Consider the following 22,177-nt stretch of genomic DNA (forward strand, 5'->3'; position numbering starts at 1 on the left):
CGGTAGAATACTCGTATGCGTTTCTGACTAAACTTTAGCACGTTACATTTGTGCTTGACAATACGATTCTAACTTACTATGCTCATAGTGAGTATCATGTGTAAGTTGCTCAAGGATACTCGATGGTAGCCAGGAGATGAGCCCTCGTATGGATCGAACCCTAATTATTCGCGGCGGAATCCCCCTTAGCGGCGAACTTCGCATTTTCCCAGCAAAAAATTCCGCTCTAAAGCTCATGGCCGCCAGCCTGCTCACCGACGAGCCGGTTACCCTAACCGAGGTTCCACGCCTGCGGGATATTGACGTTTTACTCGAGCTTCTAGGGCACCTGGGCACCCGCCACGCCTGGGAGGGCCGCACCCTGCACCTGCACACCCCCGAAATTCTCTCCACCCAGGCTCCCCTCGAGCTCGTCAGCAAAATGCGGGCCAGCTTCAATGTGCTTGGCGCTCTGGCCGCCAGGGCCGGTGAGGGAACCGTACCCCTGCCGGGGGGCTGCAATTTTGCCGAGCGCCCGGTAGACCAGCATATCAAGGCCCTGCGTGCCCTCGGCTTTGAGGTCAGCACCGAGGTCACCGACCAGGGCGTGGCCTACACCGCCAGGCGGCATAAACCCGCCTCGGGCCGGGTGGTTTACGACCTCCCTACCCTGGGCGGTACCGAGCAGGCCCTGATGGCTGCCGCTTTAGGGGGCGAGGCGGTGCTGGTCAACACCCCGCAGGAGCCCGAGATTGTAGACCTGTGCAACTTCCTGACCCGGATGGGTGCTGAAATCAAAGGGATTGGCAGCAGCATCCTGCACATTAAGGGTAAGCCCAGCCTGCGCGGGGTGCGCTACAGCGTGATCCCCGACCGAATCGAAGCGGGTACTTACCTGTTTGCAGCCGCCGCCACCCGGGGCTCCATCACCCTCACCAACGTGGAGCCTTTCCACATGGATGCCGTCCTGGACAAGCTAATCCAGTCGGGCCACCACATCACCACCGGCAAGGACTGGATCCGCCTGGAGTCCACTGCCCACCCCCAGCCCTTCAACATCGAGGCCCGCGAGTATCCCGGCTTCATTACCGACCTGCAACCCCCCGCCACAGCGTATCTGGCCACCGTACACGGCACCTCGCTGGTTTCCGACCGGGTCTATCCGGATCGCTTTACCCATGCCAGCGAGCTTGCCCGCATGGGCGCCGAGATAACCCTGAGAGAGCGCACCCTGATGATCCAGGGGCGTCACCTGACCGGAGCCGCCGTTGAAGCCCGCGATATTCGCGCGGGTGGGGGGCTGATCATTGCCGCGCTGGCCGCCGAGGGCGAGAGCCACATCGCCGGTATGCAGTACATTGAGCGGGGTTACGACGACATCGAAAACCGCCTGCGGAGCCTGGGCGCGCAGGTGGGCGTACAGGCACCCGAGCTGGCTTTAGCGGCTGACTGAAACACCCTTCAGGCATTTTGAGCCATCCAACATCAAAATAGCTTTGTCCTGGACAGGACTGTGGCCGCCTGGAAACCGGCCACGTCTGCGAAGAGCACGATAGTGTGGGTTTTGCAAATGAGTTTGGCAAATTCGGAGCCGCTTTGGTAGCGCCTTTTACCCATGGTCAGCATCTGGGCGCCCAGGCTTTTATCGTTTTCCCCTTTCCCTCTCCCCTTGCGGGAGAGGGTGGCGACAGCGCCTGCAAGTTTGGTGCTCCTTTTGCCAAATAAAACTATTCTCGCGGTAACCGCTGTCGCCGGGTGAGGGGTTGAAACAACCATATCCAGGTAAATGATAAGAGCCTATCTGGGCACCTCAGGCGTTTGACGTAGAGGCCCAGAAACCCTAGACTCAAGTGCTATGGATTTGCAGACCCTACAACACCGGCTCGAGGCCCTCCGGGGGTATCTTTGACATCGCCGGCAAAGAAGCCCGCCTGAGCGAACTCGAGCAACAAATCAACGACCCCCACCTCTGGGACGACCCGGCCCACGCCCGCAAGGTCTCGCAGGAGTCGGCCCGGCTGCGCAAGGTGGTGGAGGGGTTCAAGCGCCTGGAGTCCGATTTGCAAGGGATGCTGGAACTCTGGCCGGAGCTTATGGCCGAAGAGCGGGAGCAGATGCAGCCCGAGCTCGAGCAAGCCGGGCGCGAGCTGGAGGATCTCTACCACCAGACCCTGCTCTCCTTCCCTTACGCCGAAAACGCCGCCATCGTAACCATCAAACCCGGCGCAGGGGGCACCGAAGCCTGCGACTGGGCCCAGATGCTCTACCGCATGTACACCCGCTTCGCCGAGCGCCACGGTTTTACCCTGGAGCTGATCGACCTGGAGCCGGGGGCCGAGGCCGGCATTGACTACGCACAGTTCATCGTGCGCGGCGAAAACGCCTTCGGACTGATGTCCCCCGAGGCCGGGGTACACCGTCTGGTGCGGCCCTCCCCCTTCAATGCCCAGGGCAAACGCCAGACCAGTTTCGCCGCAGTTGAGGTGATGCCCGAGGTAGACGAATCGGTGGACATCCAGATTGCCCCCGAAGACCTTCGCATCGACGTAATGCGCTCCCAGGGCAAGGGCGGCCAGGGGGTAAACACCACCGACTCGGCGGTGCGCGTCGTACACCTGCCCACCGGCATCATCGTGAAGTGCCAGGTGACCCGCAGCCAGCAAAAAAACAAAGAGATGGCCATGAACATCCTGCGCTCCAAGCTCTTCGAGATTGAATACAGGAAAAAGCAGGAAGAGCTGGCCCGGCTCAAGGGCGAAAGCCGCCCCATCGAGTGGGGCAGCCAGATCCGGAGCTACGTGCTGGACAAGCAGTACATCAAAGACCATCGCACCGGCGAGATGCGCCACGACCCCGAAAACGTGCTGGACGGCGATCTGGAAAGCCTGATCTGGGCTGGGCTCGAGTGGAAAGCCGGGCGTAGAGAAACGGTTGCTGCAGTCGAGGAAGAGTAGAAAAGGTTGCTGTACAGGCAACCCTACCCAACCAGAGAAAAGCTGTCTTGTTGAGCCTGTGTTTATCAATCGGGGCCTATCAAGCAGCACCACCATGGGCGCAGTACTCCGAGGTCTGCCCGTTGGGTGTAGCGATATAGACTTGGCAAGAGCGGTTCTCGAGAACAACCCAGCGATCCTCGAGCGGCAAAAACCAGCTCAAAGCAGTTTTTTGCCGCCCAAAAGTTCGTTACAAAGATTGAGCCGCTCAGAGATCAAGAATCCTGGATTCCAAACAAGATAATTGTCGTCCGCAGGGGCGGCAACATCTAAGAAGCCTGCGACAAGCCCTCAGAAATCTTGATGGCCAATGCGGCCAAAACGGTTTATTGTGCAGGCGTTGCTTTAAGCCGCTCCACCACCGCCCGATCCTCTAAGGTGCTGGTGTCACCCTTAATTTCTTCGCCCGAGGCCACCTGCCGCAGCAGGCGGCGCATGATCTTGCCCGAGCGGGTCTTGGGCAGGGCGTCGGTCAGGCGGATCTCGTCGGGGCGGGCAATGGCGCCGATGGCCTTGACCACGTGGGCCTTGAGTTCCTTGGCCAGTTCGGCGCTGGGGGTCTGGCCGGTTTTAAGGGTTACAAAGGCCACAATCCCCTCGCCCTTGAGGGGGTCTGGGCGGCCCACCACCGCGGCCTCGGCCACAGCAGGGTGCGAGACCAGGGCGCTCTCCACCTCCATGGTGCCCAGGCGGTGGCCCGAAACATTGAGCACGTCGTCCACCCGGCCCAGAATCAGGTGATAGCCGTCCGCATCGCGCCGGGCCCCGTCGCCGGTGAAGTAGTTGCCGGGGTACTGGGCAAAATACTGCCGCTCGAAGCGCTCGGGGTCGCCCCAGACGGTGCGTAGCATAGAGGGCCAGGGTTTCTGGATGATCAGGTGCCCGCCCTCATCGGGGTTGTTCACGGGCTGGCCGGTGGTGTCCACGATTTCGGGCTGCACGCCAAAAAAGGGCTTGCCGGCGTGGCCGGGCTTCATGGGGTGCACCCCGGGCAGGGTGGTAATCATGATGCCGCCGGTCTCGGTCTGCCACCAGGTGTCCACAATGGGGCAGCGCTCCTTGCCGATCACCTTGTAGTACCACAGCCAGGCTTCGGGGTTGATGGGCTCCCCCACCGAGCCCAACAGGCGAAGGCTACTAAGGTTGTACTTGAGGGGCCACTGCTCGCCCCACTTCATGAAGGCGCGGATAGCGGTGGGGGCGGTGTAGAGGATGCTCACGCTGTATTTCTCGATGATGCTCCAGATGCGGCCCTCATCCGGGGCGTTGGGGGCCCCTTCGTACATGAGGGTGGTGGCCCCGTTTTGCAAGAGGCCGTACACCACATAGCTGTGGCCGGTAATCCAGCCCACGTCGGCGGTGCAGAAGTAGGTGTCGGTGTCTTTGAGGTCGAAGATGTACTGGGCGGTCAGGTAGGTGTAGACCGAGTAGCCGCCGGTGGTGTGCAGCACCCCCTTGGGCTTACCGGTGGAACCCGAGGTATAGAGGATAAAAAGTGGGTCTTCGGCGTCCATGGGCTCGGGCGGGCAGTCCGGGGAGGCGTTGACCATGAGCTCGTGGTACCAGTGGTCGCGGCCCGGCTCCATGTGTACCTCGTTGCCGCAGCGCTTCACTACCACCACGTTCTCGATGGACTGGGCGTCCGCCAGGGCCTCGTCGCTGTTGGCCTTAAGGGTCACCACACTCCCGCGCCGCCAGCCGCCGTCGGCGGTAATGAGCACCTTGGCCTGGGCATCGTTGATGCGGTCGGCCAGGGCCGAAGCCGAAAAGCCCCCAAACACCACCGAGTGCACCGCGCCAATGCGGGCACAGGCCAGCATGGCGATGGCAGCCTCGGGGATCATGGGCAGGTAGATGGTGACGCGGTCGCCTTTCTGTACCCCCAGCCCCTTGAGCACGTTGGCAAACTTGCTCACCTCGCGGTGGAGCTGCTGGTAGGTCAGGATGCGCGAGTCGCCCGGCTCCCCCTCGAAGATGATGGCGGCTTTGTTGCCCCTCTCGGCCAGGTGCCGATCCAGGCAGTTATAAGAGAGGTTGGTTTTGCCGCCGATAAACCACTTGGCGTTGGGGGGGTTCCACTCGAGCACCTTATCCCACGGTTTGAACCAGTGTAGCTCGGAGGCCACCCGGCTCCAAAACTGCTCGGGTTGCTCGAGGCTCTCGCGGTAGAGGGCTTCGTAGGCCTCGAGCTGGTTGATGCGGGCCGAACGTTTGAAGGCTTCGGAGGGTTCAAAGACCCGGTCTTCTTTCAAGACGGTTTCAATTTTTTCCATGGTATTCCTTTCTGGCAGCGAGAAACAAACCTGACATCTGGTCTGGGCTGACCTTTTTACGGTGAGCATAGGCTTATGAGCACAGCCCGTCAAGAAAAAACCTGGTTTGGAAATGGTAGGAATTTGTCGGTTACTTGACAGCCTGTGAACACCCCGCCACAATAGCGCCAACTACAATTTTCAGGCCGCTCTATCGAGATATGCAGCTTCCGTTCTTCTGGAGGTTTATGGCACAAAGTCGCAAACTCACCACTGTTCAGGCTGCGCTGCGCGTGCTGGCCTACCTGGCTCAGCACCCAGAAGGCGTCGAGGCCCCGCAGCTTGCGGCCTTTCTGGGCAAGAGCCTCTCGACTGCTTATGCGCTCCTGGCCAGTCTGGTCTCGGAAGGTTTCGCCGAACGGGATGGCAGCGCTTATCGGCTCTCTAAAAACGCCCTGGCCCCGAGCCGCACCCCGTTGGCCGAGCCCGAAAAGCTATCCGATGCGCTCGAGGAGCTGTACCTTCGCACCCGCGAGCGAACCTACCTGGCCCAGCTAACCCCCGAAGGTAAGCTGCGCCTGACCACCCGGGGCCGACAGGGTTTACCCAAGCTGGCCGGGATAGACGACCAGGTTTCCGAGGGCTTCCACGCCCTGGCCATGGGCAAGGCCGTGCTGGCCTTTCTGGAGGCTGAAGACCAGGCAACCCATTTACAAAACCTGAAAGCATTTACCCGCCTAACCATCACCGACCCCCTGACCCTCGAGGAAGAACTGACCAAGGTGCGCCAGATGGGCTTTGCGGTGGAGATTGAAGAGCACACCGACGGCATCTCGGGCCTGGCCGCGCCCATCTTCGGCAAGGACGGGCAGGTGGTAGGGGCTTTCGGGGTGGTGGTGCCCTCGAGGCGGTTTCCCTATGCCTTCACCCGGCTGGTTCAGGCCGTGCAGGAGGTGGCCCGGGCAGCCTCGAGCCATCCCAGGGCCGAGCCAGCCCCACCGGCCGAGCCCCAGCCCCTGCCGCCCCAGGAGCCTCCCTGCCTGGGTTCCTCGAGCGAGGAGCAGGCCATATGGCCGCCCAGGCCGCTGGTGCAAAACGCCAACCTGCAGGACTACCCCGCCGAGTACCGGCGGAGCCTCGAGAACCCCGAGGCTTTCTGGGGCGCGTGGGCCCAGCGCTTTCACTGGTTCAGCCCCTGGAAGCAGGTGCGGGAGCTCAATCTGCCGCACCACCGCTGGTTTGTGGGCGCAAAGACCAACATTGCCTACAACGCCCTGGATCGCCACGCCGATGGCCCCAGACGCAACCAGCTGGCCCTGATCGCGCTGGCAGGTGATGGTACGGTACACAAACTAACCTACCGGGAGCTGCGCGACCTGACCGCCCGCCTGGCCGGTGGACTGCTTTCACTGGGCATTCAGCCCGGCGACCGGGTGGCCGTCTACATGCCAACGGGTCTGGAAATGGCCCTGACTTTTCTGGCTTGCGCCCGCATCGGGGCGGTGCACGTGGCGGTTCCTGCAGGTTTGGGGAGCCAGGCTCTGCGCGAACGCTTGCAGGACACCGGGGCCCGCTTGCTGGTGGCCGCCGACCGGATGTACCAGGGCGGGCGCACCCTTTCTTTCACCCCTTTGATTGAGGAGGCTACCCAGGGTCTGGAGCTGCCGGTGCTCTGGTTCAGCCGTGGAGATACTTACCGGCCCCTCGAGTTCTGGAACCTGATCGAGGCTCACCGGCCCACCACCCCCGCCCTACCGGTAGACAGCGAGCACCCGCTTTTCATTCTCTACACCTCTGGCTCTACCGGGAAGCCCAAAGGGGTGGTGCATGTGCACGGGGGCTACATGGTAGGCATCACCTACCACCTGCGAACCCTGTTTGACCTCAAAGAGGGCGACATCTCCTGGGCCACCGCCGACCTCTCCTGGATTGTGGGGCACAGCTACGGCCTGTATGCGCCCCTGCTCGAAGGGCTAACCACCGTGCTGCGGGCCGAACGGCTGGACTACCCCGACCCCAGCGGGTTCTACGAGACCCTGGAAGAGTGCGGGGTCAATGTGCTCATCATCAGCCCCACCTGGCTACGCACCCTGCGCAAGCATGGCGACGAATGGGCTCAGAACGCCCGGCTCTCCGACCTGCGCCTGGTGGCCAGCGTGGGCGAGTATCTGGCCCCCGAGGTCTGGCACTGGGCCGCCAGGAATCTGGCCCACGTAGTGGACAACTGGTGGCAGACCGAGACCGGCGGGCCCTGTCTTTCCACCCCGGTCTGTATGCCGGCCAAGCCGGGCAAGGCCGGTTTCCCTTTGCCGGGGGTCGAGATGCGGGTCGTTGACGCACAGGGGCGCGAGTTGCCGCCGGGTCAGAAGGGGCACCTGGTCATCTGCAAGCCCTTCCCCCACTTCATGCGAACCTTCTGGAACAACCCCGAGCGCTACGCCGAGCAGTGGAGCCGCATTCCCGGCTGCTACGCCACGGGCGACATCGCCGTGCAGGACAGCGAGGGGTATATGGCCCTGCTGGGGCGTTCGGATGATGTGATCAAGGCCGGGGAGCTTCGCATCGGCACAGCGGAAATCGAAGGAGCCATGCTGGCCCATCCGGCAGTGGCCGAGGCGGCTGCCGTGGGAATAGCCCATCCCGAGCAGGGTGAGGTGATCAAGGTTTATGTGGTGCTCAAAACCCGTGAGGCCAGCCCCCAGGTACGCGAAATACTGGCCGCCAAGCTCTCGAGCCACCTCAGACGACAGCTTGGCAACATCAGCCTGCCCACCGAGGTCGAAATCATTGACCAGTTGCCACGAACCAAGAGCGGCAAAATCCTCCGCCGGCTGCTCAAGGCCCAGGAGCTGGGGGCCGATCCGGGCGATCTCTCTACGCTAGAACCATGAAGGCATTCCCGAGTACGTATAAAGCCTCTCCGCACTACCCGTGCTGCCCCTGAAATGCTCCCAAACAGCATTTGCCCCTCTCTCCCACTGCCAAGATAAACCCCTCAGGAGGCCCCATGGAACTCGAGCAACTACTAAAATCCAAGGTCAGCTACGAAGCCCCTGCCACTCTACGCCAAAATGCCAATGTTCCCGACTTCTGGGCCGAATACAGGCGCAGCCTGCAAGACCCCGAGGCCTTCTGGGCAGAGCAGGCCCGGCAGTTTCACTGGTTCCAGCCCTTCGGCAAAGTGCTTCAGTGGAACTTCCCGGATCATCAGTGGTTTGTGGGCGGCCAGACCAACATCACCTACAACGCCCTCGACCGCCACGCCCAGGGCGCCAAGCGCAACCAGGTGGCCCTTTTGTACCTGGGGGAGGACGGCAGCGAGCAGAAGCTCACCTACGGCGAGCTGCTGGATCGGGTGGCCCGGTTTGCCACAGCCCTGCGGAGCCTGGGGGTCAAGCAGGGTGACCGGGTGATTATCTACATGCCCCTGACCCTCGAGGGGATCATCTCCATGCTGGCCTGCGCCCGCATTGGGGCCATCCACTCGGTGGTGTACGCGGGTTTGGGGGTTTCGGCGCTACGCGAGCGCATTATGGATGCCGGGGCCAGGCTGGTCATTGCCGGGGATGTCAGCTACCGCCGGGGCAAGCCCGTGGATCTGGAATCCATCGTGCTGCAGGCCATCGAAGACCTGGACATACATACGGTCTGGTTCAGCCGTAGCAAGGCGGCCCCCGAGGGGCCGCGCTTCCACGATTTCAACCAGTTACTCTGGTCGCACAAGCCCGAAGCCGAGGCCGTTCCCCTGGACAGCGAACACCCTCTGTTTATCCTTTACACCTCCGGCTCCACCGGCAAACCCAAGGGGGTGGTGCACGTGCACGGGGGCTACATGGTGGGCACCGCTTACCACCTGCGCACGTTTTTCGACGTGAAGGACACCGATGTCTACTGGGCTACCTCGGACATCGGCTGGATTGTGGGGCACAGCTACATTGTATATGCGCCGCTGCTTTTGGGCATTACCAGCATCCTGCGCGAAGGTGCGCCCGATTATCCCAGCCCTGCGGCCCTCTGGCAAGCGGTGGAGCGCTACCGGGTGAATGTGATGTTCACCGCCCCCACCGCAGTACGCATGTTCATGAAGTTTGGCCCCGAGTGGCCCGCTCGGCACGACCTCTCTTCACTGCGTTTTATTGGCGTGGCGGGTGAGCCCCTCAACCCCGAGGCCTGGCAGTGGGCTGTCGAGCACCTGATGGAGGGCGGCCAGCGCGGTTTTGTGGCCGACAACTGGTGGCAGACCGAGTTGGGCGGCCCCACGCTGGGTACGCCGCTGTCCCTGCCAGGCAAGCCCGGCTTTGTGGGGGTGCCCCTCCCCGGTGTGGAAGCAGCGGTGGTGGATGCCGACGGCAATGAGGTAGCCCCCGGAACGGGGGGTTTGCTGGCCCTCAAGCGTCCTTTTCCCCACATGATGCGCACCGTCTGGGGCAACCATGCCCGCTATACCCAGTACTGGACGGAAATCCCGGGGAACGTGTACGCCGCAGGCGACGTGGCCAGCAAAACCGCCGAGGGCTACTTTGCCGTGCTGGGCCGCGCCGACGACGTGCTCAACGTGGCCGGTCACCGGATTGGCACGGCAGATGTGGAGAGCGCGCTGGTCTCGCATCCTGCGGTGGCCGAGGCCGCCGTGATTGGCGTGCCCGACCCCATCAAGGGTGAAAACATCAAGGCCTTTGTGGTACTTCGGGTGGGACGTGAAAAAGCCGAGGCGCTCAAAAACGAAATCGTACAGCATGTGCGCCTCGAGCTAGGCCCCATCGCCACCCCGAGTGAGCTGGTCTTCCTGGACAAGCTCCCCAAGACTCGCAGCGGGAAAATCCTCCGGCGCTTGCTCAAAGCCCAGGAAATGGGGCGCGACCCCGGCGATTTGAGTACTCTGGAAGAATAAACTACTTTCATAAGCCGATCTTATGACTTCATCAAAAAGCCCTCCCGCTCTCGCCAAACTTCAGATCACTTCATTTAGAAAATCTGCCAAATTCGGATGAAACATGGGCCAAATGCCAAGCGCAGTAGGCGATTCGCAAAGCTGCATGTGCGGCTCCAGAGCGTATTCCCATTTGGCTTTTTCACCTAATGGTGGATTGCGAACCTGCTCATGCTACAAATAAATGCGCCGTTTTTCGCAGATATCCAAAATCTGCAAATAACTTGCCAGGACACAATCTCGATGTTAGATTCATGGCGCAAGTCTGAAATGCGCTTAAGCGACCACCCTAACGGCACTGGTGGCCGGACTTGTGTTACATGGAGGAAGAGGTATGGACAAAGCGAAGGCCGAGGCGTACTGGAGGGCCAACATCAGCCTGATCCGTAACCTGCTCATCGTATGGGCAGTGGTTTCATACGGCTTCGGGATTGTGTTGGTTCAGTTTCTGAACAATATAAAACTTGGCGCCCTCCCACTGGGCTTCTGGTTTGCCCATCAGGGGGCCATCATCATCTTCGTCATCCTGATCTTTATCTACGCGGCGCAGATGAACAAGATTGACCAGCAGTTCGACGTGCACGAATAGGAGGCGATGGCATGAGCGTTGAACTTTGGACCTGGATCGTAGTTCTCCTCACTTTTGGGCTCTATATCGGCATCGGCATCTGGGCCCGGGTACGCGAAACCGAGGGTTTTTATGTGGCAGGGCGGGGCGTTCCCCCTGTTGCCAACGGCATGGCCACCGCCGCCGACTGGATGAGCGCTGCGAGCTTCATCTCGATGGCCGGACTCATCTCTACCCTGGGCTACGACGGCGCCATCTACCTGATGGGCTGGACCGGCGGCTACGTGCTGCTGGCCTTGCTGTTGGCCCCCTATCTGCGTAAGTTTGGCAAGTTCACCGTGCCGGACTTCGTGGGCGACCGGTATTACTCGCAAACTGCGCGGATCGTAGCCGTAGTGGCAGCTGTGTTTGTCTCCTTCGTCTATGTGATTCCCCAGCTGGTGGGGGTCGGAACGGTTTTTGCTCGCTATTTGCAGGTTCCCAACACCACCGGGCTGTGGATCGGCGTCGCCGTAACGGCGCTTTTTGCGGTCATTGGCGGTATGAAGGGCATTACCTGGACGCAAGCCGCTCAGTACACGGTGCTGATTATCGCCTACCTGATCCCCGCTTTCGCTATTGCCAGCATCCTCACCGGGAACCCCATCCCCCAGCTTGCCCTTACCTTCAGCGACATTACCGAGCGGCTCAACAAAATCCAGGTTGACCTGGGTTTCACCCAGTACACCCAGCCCTTCCAGAGCTTCGACATGCTGAACATCCTGCTCATCACGGCCTGCTTGATGTTTGGCACGGCAGGGCTGCCGCATGTGATTATCCGCTTTTACACCGTACCTACAGTGAAAGATGCGCGGGCCTCGGCTGGCTGGGCACTGCTGTTCATCGCCTTGCTGTATACCACCGCGCCAGCGGTTTCGGTCTTTGCCCGTTACAACCTGATTCAAACCCTCAACGGTAAAAGTATCGAGGAGGTTCGCCAGATTGACTGGGTAGCCAAGTGGGAGAAGACCAAACTGTTGCAATTTGTGGACAAAGACGGCGATGGCAAAATTGCCGTTGCTCCAGGCCGTGCTTTCAACCTGATCCCGGGCACAAACCGGCCTGACTTCAACAGCCCCAACGAGAAGAGCAAAAACGAGGTCTTCATCAACAACGACATCATTGTGCTGTCCACCCCGGAAGTGGCCAAACTTGCGCCCATCATTATTGCCCTGGTGGCGGCAGGAGGTTTGGCGGCTGCGCTCTCGACCGCGTCAGGGCTCCTGATCGTGATCTCCTCAGCGCTCTCCCACGACCTGTACTACCGCATCATCAACCCCAGGGCATCCGAGGCTCAGCGCTTGCTGATTGCTCGTATTGGTATTCTGCTGGCGGTGTTAATAGCAGGGTACTTTGGGCAGAATCCACCGGGATTCATCGCTCAGCTAGTGGCTTTTGCTTTCGGGCTGGCAGCTAGTAGCTTCTTTCCAGCCATCCTGCTGGGGGTGTTCGATAAACGCACCACTCGAGAAGGAGCCATCGCTGGGATGATTGTAGGGTTGGTATTCACCGCAACATACATCATTGGAACCAGCTATTTCGGCATGCCCCGCTGGTTCTTTAATGTAAGCCCCGAGGGCATTGGCACGGTGGGCATGGTTCTGAACTTTGTGATCACCTACTTTGTCTCTCGCATGACCCCCGAACCTCCCAAAGATGTGCAGGAGCTGGTGGAGTCGGTACGGATTCCACGCGGCGCCAAGGACGCGCACTACCACTAGAAGAGCCCTGGGGGTGGGCTTCACGCCCACCCCCTTTATTTGGGTAATATCGCTATATGGCTACCAGCAAGAACGCAGAGACCCATAAACCAAGCAATGTGTTTGTGCCGCCAAACCTCACGCCACGCTTTCTGAGGCTGATGGTGGGGATTTCAGGTTTTTTATTTTTGTTTTATGTGGTCGGCCACTACCTGACCGGCTGGCCCTTCCCCACGCCCTTTGACCTCTTGCGGATTGCCTCGGCAGTGCTGCTGGGCGGCTTGCTAGGGCTGATTTTTTCCCGATTCTGGCCACTCCCCCCCAAACCCGGCCTCGAGCGCATTTTTAGAATCTTCTTTTTGTTGCTGCCGGCTTTGCTGTTTGGCTACACTTTACAGGTGTTTTCCGGAGCCAACCAGGCCTTGAGCATCATTCTGCCCCTTTCGGCCTGGCTTGGTTCCGGTCTGATTGTTCGTCTGCCGGAAGAGGGGCAAAACTCCCCGGCAAAATCGGCAAAATAAGGCTGTGAATCCAGTTGAATTTGTACGAGAACACGCGCCTTTCCACCTCTTGCCGGACAAAGCCCTGCCTCTGGTGGAACGCGGTCTGGAGATTACCTTTTTCCCTCGGGGCAGCAAAGTTCTCGAGCGCAGCGGCCCCAAGAGCCAGCACCTGTATCTGATCCGCAAAGGGGGGGCACGCCTCGAGCGCGAGGGTCAACCCGTCTTGCATCTGGAAGAAGGGGAGGTTTTTGGCTACCCGTCGCTCTTATCGCAGGATGCCCCTGCCTTTGACGTGGTAGCCGAGGAAGACCTGCTGGTGTATCGCTGGCCCAGGGAAGTTTTTCAGAAGCTGCTGGAATACCCGGCCTTTGCGGAGTTTTTTACCAGGGGACTGGCTGAACGCCTGCGGCTCTCCACACGGGTCGAAGGGCTGGGCATGGTCAACGTGGATCTGGCCCTGCCGGTCGGGGAGCTGATCACCCGGCCCCCGGTATTTGTGCCCCGCTCCTTTACCATTGGTGAAGCGGCCCAGGTCATGCGAAGCCACCAGATCAGCTCGGTGCTGGTCGAGGGCGAACCCACCGGCATCCTGACCGACCGCGACCTGCGTAACCGGGTACTGGCTGCAGGCAAGGGGCCCGAAACCCCGCTCGAGGAGGTCATGAGCGCCCCGGTCAAGACCCTGCCCGCGAGCACCCCGCTCTTTGAAGCCCTTTCGTTTATGGTACGTCAGGGGATTCATCACCTGCCCCTGGAGCAAGACGGGCAGATTATCGGGCTGATTACCGACACCGTCTTCATGCGCCAGCAAACCAAAAGCCCCCTTTATCTGCTGAGGCGGCTCGAGCGCACCCGTAACCCAGGCGACCTGGTGGGTTATGGCAAAGAACTGACCGGCGTGGCCGAATCGCTGCTCCTGGGGGGGCTGGGCGCCAGCGAGATTGGGCGTAGCGTGAGCTCGCTCAACGACCAGCTCATCCGCACCCTGCTCAGGCTAGCCGAGGAGCGGCTCGGCCCGCCCCCCACCGCATACGCCTGGATTGTCTTTGGTTCCGAGGGGCGCATGGAGCAGGCCCTCCTGACCGACCAGGACAACGCCCTGGTCTACCTTGAAAACTCCGCTGAGGCAGCAGCCTATTTTGAGCAGCTCGCGGCCTTTGTGGTCGAGGGGCTGATTCAAGCCGGTTTTCCCCCTTGTCCTGGGGGCTACATGGCCACCCAGTGGCGCAAGCCGCTATCCGAGTGGGAGCAGCTCTTCAGGCGCTGGCTGGAGACCCCCAAGCCCCAGGAGCTGCTGGAAGCGCAGATCTTTTTCGATTTCCGCCCTGTGCATGGCGATCTCTCCCTGGAACCGCTCGAGCGCATCGTGGCCCAGGGGGCCGACCAGGGCATCTTCCTGGCCCAGCTTGCCAGGGCCTCGCTCCAATTCCGCCCACCCATCGGGTTTTTTCGCCAGATCAAGGAGGAAGACGGCGGGGTAGACATCAAGAAGGGCGGCATCGCCCCCATCGTGAGCCTGGCCCGGGTCTACGCCCTGGAAGCCCACAGCCAGGCCAAGGGTACGGTCGAGCGCTTACAGGCCGCCGCCCGCGAGAACAAACTCAGCCCAGAAGGCGCCGAGACTTTGGTGGAGGCCTTCAGCTTCCTCATGCGGCTGCGACTGCGCGAGCAGCTAAGGGCTTTGCGTCAGGGCATGTCCCCCAGCAACAAGGTGCCCTTAGAAAGCCTATCGCCCCTCGAGCGCCGCCACCTCAAAGAAGCCTTCTTGCAGGTGCGCGAGATGCAGGAAGCCATGAGCCACCGCTTCCAAACCGACCGGCTGGGTTGAGCGCTCGAGCGCAGCATAAACAAGCTGCCCCCTACACCTCTATGAAGCTGTGGCCTTTCCCCAAAAGCCCTGCCTGGAACGAAGTGACTTACTGGGCCCTGGATTTAGAGACGAGTGGTCTGAGCACCTCCGACCAGATTCTTTCGGTGGGCATGGTGCCCATTCGCCACGGCATCATCGAGTTTGGCGCACACTATTACAGCCTGGTGCGTCCGGTAAGGCCGGATGCGCTGTCTGCCGAAGGTATCAGAGCCCATCACATCCTGCCCGGGGAGCTGGACAGCGCGCCAGGGTTAGAAGAGGTGCTCGAGGAAATCAAAACCCGCATCGGCCACAATGTCCTGCTGCTGCACTATAGCTCGGTGGATTTGAGTTTTTTGCAGCGATACTTCCGCGCCACCGGCAAACCCTGGGTCAGGCCGGTGGTAGTGGATACGGTGGTCTTGCTGGCCCGGCTGGGCGAGCAGCGGCGAAGGCTCGAGCCGCACGCAAAACCCTTTCCCACCGGGCTGGCAGCAGCCAGAACCGCGTTTGGCCTGCCAGGACATCTGGAACACCACGCGCTTTGGGATGCCCTGGCCACGGCGGAGCTTTTTCTGGTGCTCCGCCAGCAGCTTCAAGCACGAACGTTACGGCAGCTGATTTGATAGAGCGCTCTTTACGCATTTTGAGCCATCCAGCTTCAAGAAAGCTTTCTCCCGGACAGAACAGTGGCCACCCAACCAGGCGGCAGGTCTATTAGGAGCGCGATAAATACCCAGCCATAAATGTTGTGGGGCACCTGTACCACTTGAGTACCAAAGTTTTGTGGCATAAAATACACCTGAGCAGCCCTAAGCTCACAAGGAGGCGCTATGAAAGGTCGCTGGTTTAGTCTCTTGATCACCCTGTTATTGGCAATGGGGTGGTCTTTTGCTCAGACCCCGGTACGGGGCGGAACCCTGCAAATAGGGGCCGATGCCTCTCCCTCGGGGCTTGATCCCCACGTGGCAACCGCTTTTGCTTCGTTCATCGTGACCGGCCAGATCTACGAAGGTCTGACCGAAATTGACGAACGACTGCGGCCACGCCCCGCCCTGGCCGAGTCCTGGACGGTAAGCCAGGACGGTCTGACCTACACCTTTAAGATTCGCTCAGGGGTCACCTTCCACGACGGTAAACCCCTCACGGCTGGGGACATCGCCTTCTCCATCAACCGCGTGCGCGACCCCAAGACCGGCTCCCCCATCGCCAGCCGCATCAACCTGATCAAGGACGTGCGGGCGACCTCCCCCACCCAACTGGTAGTGGAGCTTTCCCAGCCATTTGCCCCAATGCTTATCGAGTTGGCCAGTATCGCGGTGATGTCCGAAGACTACGTGAAAGCGGGCAACGACATGCAGCGCAGGCCCATGGGTACGGGGCCCTTTGCCTTTAAGGAATGGGTGCCCGATACTTACATCCTGCTCGAGCGTCACCCCCGTTACTGGCGGCAGGGGCGGCCCTACCTGGATGCCCTGCGCTACAACATTGTTCCTGACGCGGCCACCCGCCAGGTCGGGCTGGCCAGTGGCACTTACCAGTTCCTGCCCAACATTGACCCCTCGCTGGCCGTGACCCTGCGCAATACCCCCAATGTCAAACTCATTACCACCCAGGATCTGGCCTACACCCTGATCGGCATGAATGTTTCACGCAAACCCTTCGATAACCCCAGGGTGCGCGAGGCCCTCAATTACGCCCTCAACCGCCAGCAGATTGTCCAGGCGGTCTACTTTGGCAATGGCACCCCTGCCGGGCCCCTGGGCCTGCGCTCCTGGGCCTCGCCAACAAGCGCTTTCCCCTGCTACAACACCAACCCTGCGCGGGCCAGGGAACTGCTGGCCCAGGCAGGCTACCCCAATGGCGTGGACTTTGGCATGATTGTGATTGGCTCCAACAAAACCGTGGTGGATGCCGCCCAGGTGGTGCAACAGCAACTCGCCCAGGCCGGCTTCCGCGCGAAGGTCGAAGTCCTGGAGCAAGGCAAGTTTATCCAGGAGTGGCGCAACTCCAACTTCGACACGTTTGCTTCCATCAATGGCGGTAACGCCGACCCCGACGGCTACCTGTTCCGCACCTTCTCCACCGGCGGCTCGACCAATGTCTTCAAGTTCTCCAACCCCACCGTAGACCGCCTGCTCAACCAGGGCCGCACCACCGTAAACGAGGAAGCCCGTCGCCCCATCTACGCCCGTTTACAGGTGGAGCTGGCCTGCCAGGGGCCCATCGCTCACCTGGTCTATGGCACGCTGTTCTCCGCCGCCCGCGAAAACGTGCAGGGTTTCAAGCCCATTCCCACCCGGTCGCTCATCTACCTGCGCGATACCTGGCTGGCCCGGTAAAGGGCTCGAGCCTTGTGCTTTAGCAAGAATTGCCCAATGGCGGATTCCATGCCTTAGGCCGAAAGTGGGATGCCAGGGGCACAGGGCAGGGCTCCAACCTAAGCGCATAGCGAGCTGTTTGGGCATAGCCTTTTGCTGATGCCGGTGTCCACACTGGGGTCTAGGTTCTCCTCATGATGCTTTCCTTTCTGGTAAAACGCTCCCTCGACCTCCTGTTTGTGTTGTTTGGGGTCTCGGTGCTGGTCTTCCTGATGATTCGGCTCATCCCCGGCGATGCCGTCCAGATCATGCTTGGGGCCAACACCGAGATCACCCCTGAAGGGCTGGCCGCCTTGCGCGAAAAGCTAGGGTTGAACAAGCCCATCTTTGTGCAGTACTGGGACTGGCTCAGTGCCGCCCTGCGCGGCGACCTGGGGCAAAGCATCTGGACAGGCAGGCCCATCAGCGAAGAAATCTTGCAGCGCTTGCCCATCACCCTGGAACTGACCATCCTCTCCCTCATCATAGCCATCGGACTGGCCATTCCGGTCGGAGTACTCACGGCGTACTGGCGGAACTCGAGCGCCGAGTACCTGATCCGGCTCTTTTCCATCACCGGCGTGACCCTGCCCTCCTTCTGGCTGGGCACCCTGCTCATCTTTCTGGTGTTCAAGCTGGCCCCAGGCTGGCAGAGCCTGGGCTATGTGCCCTTCAGCCAGGACCCCTGGGGCCATGTTTCCAGGCTGGTATTGCCGGTCATCACCCTTTCCCTGCCCATGCTGGCCGGACTGAGCCGGGTACTACGCTCTTCACTCCTGGATGTGCTGAACCAGGACTACATCCGCACCGCCCGCTCTAAGGGGCTCTCCGAGCGGGTAGTGCTCTACAAGCACGCCCTTCGCAACGCCATGATTCCCCTGGTTACAGTTATTGGGATTCAGGTGGGCTACCTGTTCGGGGGCGCCATCGTGGTGGAGCAGGTGTTTGCCATCCCTGGGATGGGTCGTCTGATTTTAGGGGCCATCAACGAACGCAACTACCCCCTGATCCAGGGGGCCATTCTGCTGGTCACCACGGCTTTTGTGCTGATTAACTTGCTGGTAGACCTGATTTACGCCAAGCTCGACCCACGGGTGGAGTACGCATGAGCCTCACCTGGCAGAAAACCTTCTGGCCCCTCCTGCGCAACCCGCTGGGTTTGTTGGGACTCCTGCTGACCTTGCTGGTGGTACTTTGCGCTCTTTTCGCCCCTTTCCTGGCGCCCTACAGCCCTGTTGAACAAGACATTCTGGCCCGCCTTTCCGGGCCCACCAGCGCCCACTGGCTCGGCACCGACCAGTTTGGGCGCGACCTTTTGTCGCGCATCCTGTTTGGCTTTCGCAACTCCTTGATGGTGGCCTTCAGTTCGGTATTCATTGCGGTGCTGGCGGGCACCTTGTTGGGGGTCTCAGCAGCCTATGTGGGCGGCTGGTACGACCGCGTGGTCATGCGCCTCATGGATGTGCTCCTGGCCTTCCCGATCATCCTGCTGGCCATTGGCATCATCGCCATGTTGGGGCCCAGCCAGTGGAATGCGGCTTTGGCAATTGGCATCGTCTATATCCCTACCTTTGCTCGTCTGACCCGAGGCCCGGCCCTGGTGGTTCGCAACACCGATTATGTGCAGGCAGCAGTGGCCATAGGGGCGGGCAACCGCCGCATCATACTGCGGCATATTTTGCCTAATCTGGCCTCGGTAATTCTGGTGCAAACCACCCTGGCCCTCTCCACCGCCATTCTGGTGGAGTCCTCGCTGGCTTTTTTAGGGCTGGGAACCCAACCCCCCAACCCATCGCTGGGCCAGATGCTATCTGAGGGCCGTGCCTACCTGACCCTCTCCCCCTGGACCTCGGTATTCTCTGGGCTGGCCATTCTGGTAGCTTCGCTCGGATTCAATTTGCTAGGAGACACCCTGCGCGATACCCTCGACCCTCGGCTTCGGGGACATTGAACCCGGCGTCATACTGAATCTACTCTCCTTCTCCTCCGGTGAGAAAACGCCGCTGTACCCTGCTCCCCCAACCCTTGATGCGATCCTTTGTCTATGGCTGAACACTTTGCCTGTCATGGGTACGGTCGAACAGGGAACCGGGGCCAGGGGTTAGGGAACAGGCCCCTAAAACCGCAACCCGCCTCCTTCCTCCTAACCCAGCTTGTGAGCAGCTCGCAAGCTGGGAATTTGACTGAATTGGATTCGGGCAACAACGGCACCCTTATCCAAATCTGCCCAGAAGTGACCCAAAAGCGATATACAAGTCCCTCGGACGCGTCCCCTGGCGCGGCAAGTGAGGGGCGCGTTTAGCGCCGCTCACGCGCAAAGTTGGTATTAGTTGGGCCTGGAGTGCCGCTGGATGAGAGCTTCATTTTGCGTTTCAACGCTGGCTATCTACGCAAATTTGGCATCACTGATTGCTACGCAGCTCCGCCACAAAATCGTAGCGGTCGCCCCGGTAGTGGCTGCGAGTAAACTCGAGCACCCTGCCATCGGCCAGGTAGCTCAGCCGCTCGATGTAGAGCACCGGTTCATCGGCCCGGATGCCCAGGAGTTCAGCCTCATGGCGGCTGGCGGCCACCGCCCGCAGCCGTTGCAAAGCCCTTGCCGGGCGCAACCCTTTGCTTTCCAGATAAGCATACAGCGATTCTCGAACCTCTTCTGGATTGGGCAGCAGATGTGCGGGCAGGGCAGCTCGCTCAACGGCCATGGGTTCGCCCTGGACACTGCGGACACGCTCGAGCCGGGCCACTTTCTCCCCCGGCGAAAGCGAGAGCGCCAGCACTTCTTCAGGGGAAGCCGTAAACAACCCCCGCTTGAGCCAGCGCACGCTGGGCTCCAGCCCCCGGGCCCGCATGTCCTCGCTGAAACCGGTGAGGGTAGAGAGGGGCTGCTCGAGGCGGGGGGCTACGTAGGTGCCCGATCCCTGCCGGCGCTGCACCAGACCCTGGGCCTCGAGGCGCTCCAGCGCTTTGCGAAGGGTGAGCCTCGAGACCCCAAACCGATTGGCCAGTTCTCGTTCTGGGGGCATGGCCTCCCCGGCTTTCCAGGTATCAGCGGCCAGCGCCTCCCGCAAGACAGCCTCGAGTTGCAGATATAGCGGTGTGGCCGAATGAATATCAAGTTTAGCGTGCATAGGTTATCCTACATTATACCACTTGCATACCAATCTTGCTTAGCGTATACTCCCCTTGAACCAAAGCAACGTTCCCCTCGGGTTCGAGAACTATACGGAGGAGACCATGAAAAAGCTCTTGTGGCTCATAGCCGCCGGTCTTGCAGCAGGAGGTCTGGCCCTGGCGCAGCCCAAAACCATGCCTGCCTACACCAACCTGGGCGTTACCGCCGGCAAGCCGGGCGGTAGCCTGACCCTGGCTCTAGCTAGCGCCCCCCAAACCTTCTTCTACTACGGGGCCATTGACGCCGCCATTCAAAACCTGACCAATCAGATGTTCGACGGTCTGATTGAGTACAACCTGGCCAACTACCAGATCGAGCCGGCCCTGGCGTCGCGCTGGACCATCAGCGAAAGCCGCGTCTACACCTTCGACCTCAGGCGTGACGTGCGCTGGCACGATGGCCGCCCCTTCACCGCCGATGATGTGGTGTTCACCTACACCCAGATTGTGGCCAACCCCGAGGCCAGGGGGGGCGATGCCGCCAACTTCGAGGGGGTCAGGGTCGAAAAGCTGGGCGATTTCCGGGTGCGCTTTACCCTGCCCAAACCGGCCCCGGCCTTCATCCACTACATGCGGCTGCCCATTATGCCCAAGCACAAACTGCTACCTTTCAGCCAGGAAGGAGGCAAGCCCCGGGCTGAAATCAACACGGCCTGGCCCACCAACGTCAACCCCGAGGAAGTGGTGGGCACCGGGCCCTTCCGTCTGCGCAGCTACACCCCGGGGCAGCAGGTTACGCTGGTCAAGAACCCCAACTACTGGAAGCGCGATGCTGCAGGCAACGCCCTGCCTTACCTCGACCAGCTCCAGTACCTGATCATCACCGACTCCCAGGCCCGTGTCGCGCAGTTCCTGGCCGGCAACCTGGGCCAGATTAACATCACCGGCGCAGAGTTCCCCGACCTCAAGCGCCGCGAGACCCAGGGGGCCCCCTTCCGGGTGGTGCAGTTCAGGGCCCTATTTGGCTCACCCCCCCACATCGGCTTCAACTACAACGCCAAGAACCCCGAGCTGGCCGCGCTGTTCAAGAACTCGGACTTCCGCCGGGCCATGCAGTTTGCGGTCAACCGCGAGCGAATCATCGAGGACGTGTACAACGGCCTGGCCGAGCGGGCCAGCTATGGGGTAGCCCCTCTCTCGGAGTGGTTTTATCCAGAAGTCCCTCGCCTGCAAGGCCGGTTCGACCTGAACGCCGCTAACGCAGCTTTGGATAAGCTTGGGCTAACCCGGGGCGCCGATGGCATCCGGCGCTTGCCCAGCGGTAGACCCCTCGAGTTCACCCTTACCTACGGCTCCAACTCCGCGGTCTTTACGGCCATCGCCACCATCCTGCAAAACGACTTCCAGCGCGTAGGCGTTAAGGTCAACCTGCAGGGCATCCTGGCGGCCAACCTGCTGGCCACCGGACGGGGCCAGGACTGGGAGGTGATTCTCCTGGGACTGGGCGACCAGCCCGACCCCGAGTTGCGCACCCCCATCTGGAAGCCGGGCGGGGCCCTTTACTACTGGCACCAGGCCACCCAGCCCACCACCCCCGGCGGACAGCCGCAGTTCAATAACTTTTTGCCCTGGGAGCGGGAGATTTACGACCTGTGGGAACGCGCCGCCAGCACCACCAACTTCACCCAGCGCAAGGCCCTCTACGACCGCTGGCAGGCCATCGTGGCGCGTGAAGCTCAGGTCATCGTGATTGCCAAGGAGTACGCAGTGGGCGCTGTTTCTAACCGCTATGGCAACTACATCTACAGCCTGGGGGTAATCCCCGGCTTCAACCCCCTGGTTTTGATGTTCCAGCGGTAGTCGAGCCCATTCCTGACCAGCCGACTGGGCTCT

The 22,177-nt window shown here is 60.9% G+C and carries 15 protein-coding genes; 13 read left to right on the plus strand and 2 right to left on the minus strand.

The window, feature by feature from the left end; all coding sequences use genetic code 11:
• Positions 1–148: 148 nt before the first annotated feature.
• Both murA and prfB read left to right on the plus strand, forming a co-directional pair.
• Positions 149–1,432, plus strand: coding sequence for a UDP-N-acetylglucosamine 1-carboxyvinyltransferase (gene murA, locus J3L12_RS08545; protein ID WP_208014632.1), 1,284 nt, complete (start codon positions 149–151; stop codon positions 1,430–1,432).
• A gap of 402 nt (positions 1,433–1,834) precedes the next feature.
• A protein-coding gene (gene prfB / locus J3L12_RS08550; RefSeq protein WP_208014633.1) for a peptide chain release factor 2 occupies positions 1,835–2,933 on the plus strand; the annotation gives its coding sequence in 2 pieces (ribosomal slippage) (positions 1,835–1,885 and positions 1,887–2,933; 1,098 coding nt in all).
• A 365-nt stretch (positions 2,934–3,298) separates the two neighbouring features.
• Here prfB and acs (J3L12_RS08555) read toward each other — a convergent pair.
• Positions 3,299–5,245, minus strand: coding sequence for an acetate--CoA ligase (gene acs, locus J3L12_RS08555; protein WP_208014634.1), 1,947 nt, complete (start codon positions 5,243–5,245; stop codon positions 3,299–3,301).
• A 227-nt stretch (positions 5,246–5,472) separates the two neighbouring features.
• Between acs (J3L12_RS08555) and J3L12_RS08560 the strand changes: the two genes are divergently transcribed.
• The 10 genes from J3L12_RS08560 (at position 5,473) to J3L12_RS08605 (ending at position 19,124) form a co-directional block, all read left to right on the plus strand.
• A complete protein-coding gene (locus J3L12_RS08560; protein ID WP_208014635.1) occupies positions 5,473–8,115 on the plus strand; it encodes an AMP-binding protein in 2,643 nt (880 codons plus the stop codon).
• A gap of 116 nt (positions 8,116–8,231) precedes the next feature.
• Complete coding sequence (acs, locus tag J3L12_RS08565; RefSeq protein WP_208014636.1) at positions 8,232–10,115, plus strand: acetate--CoA ligase; 1,884 nt, start codon at positions 8,232–8,234, stop codon at positions 10,113–10,115.
• A 373-nt stretch (positions 10,116–10,488) separates the two neighbouring features.
• Complete coding sequence (locus J3L12_RS08570; protein WP_208014637.1) at positions 10,489–10,743, plus strand: DUF4212 domain-containing protein; 255 nt, start codon at positions 10,489–10,491, stop codon at positions 10,741–10,743.
• An 11-nt stretch (positions 10,744–10,754) separates the two neighbouring features.
• Positions 10,755–12,482, plus strand: a complete 1,728-nt coding sequence (locus J3L12_RS08575; RefSeq protein ID WP_208014638.1) for a sodium:solute symporter family protein — start codon at positions 10,755–10,757, stop codon at positions 12,480–12,482.
• 56 nt (positions 12,483–12,538) lie between these two features.
• A complete protein-coding gene (locus tag J3L12_RS08580; RefSeq protein ID WP_208014639.1) occupies positions 12,539–12,982 on the plus strand; it encodes a hypothetical protein in 444 nt (147 codons plus the stop codon).
• A gap of 4 nt (positions 12,983–12,986) precedes the next feature.
• Positions 12,987–14,792 (plus strand): putative nucleotidyltransferase substrate binding domain-containing protein, encoded by a 1,806-nt coding sequence (locus J3L12_RS08585; protein WP_208014640.1) that lies wholly within the window; start codon positions 12,987–12,989, stop codon positions 14,790–14,792.
• 41 nt (positions 14,793–14,833) lie between these two features.
• Positions 14,834–15,439 carry a 3'-5' exonuclease gene (locus J3L12_RS08590; RefSeq protein ID WP_208014641.1) on the plus strand — a complete coding sequence of 202 codons (606 nt, stop codon included), beginning with the start codon at positions 14,834–14,836 and terminating at the stop codon, positions 15,437–15,439.
• Positions 15,440–15,646: 207 nt separating this feature from the next.
• Complete coding sequence (locus J3L12_RS08595; RefSeq protein ID WP_243455072.1) at positions 15,647–17,155, plus strand: ABC transporter substrate-binding protein; 1,509 nt, start codon at positions 15,647–15,649, stop codon at positions 17,153–17,155.
• A 173-nt stretch (positions 17,156–17,328) separates the two neighbouring features.
• Positions 17,329–18,282 (plus strand): ABC transporter permease, encoded by a 954-nt coding sequence (locus J3L12_RS08600; RefSeq protein WP_243455073.1) that lies wholly within the window; start codon positions 17,329–17,331, stop codon positions 18,280–18,282.
• Entirely contained in the window at positions 18,279–19,124 is an 846-nt protein-coding gene (locus J3L12_RS08605) for an ABC transporter permease (RefSeq protein WP_208014642.1), read from the plus strand. Before J3L12_RS08600 ends, J3L12_RS08605 begins: the two co-directional genes overlap by 4 nt.
• A 451-nt stretch (positions 19,125–19,575) precedes the next feature.
• Here the strand turns inward: J3L12_RS08605 and J3L12_RS08610 are convergent, their stop codons facing one another.
• Positions 19,576–20,301: a GntR family transcriptional regulator gene (locus J3L12_RS08610; RefSeq protein ID WP_208014643.1), complete on the minus strand. Its 726-nt coding sequence runs from the start codon at positions 20,299–20,301 to the stop codon at positions 19,576–19,578.
• Between the two features lie 106 nt (positions 20,302–20,407).
• Between J3L12_RS08610 and J3L12_RS08615 the strand changes: the two genes are divergently transcribed.
• The gene (locus J3L12_RS08615) at positions 20,408–22,144 is read left to right on the plus strand and encodes an ABC transporter substrate-binding protein (protein ID WP_208014644.1); all 1,737 of its coding nucleotides are present in this window, start codon (positions 20,408–20,410) and stop codon (positions 22,142–22,144) included.
• Positions 22,145–22,177: the final 33 nt, after the last annotated feature.

The organism is Meiothermus sp. CFH 77666, from assembly GCF_017497985.1.
Classification (GTDB): Bacteria; Deinococcota; Deinococci; order Deinococcales; family Thermaceae; genus Meiothermus.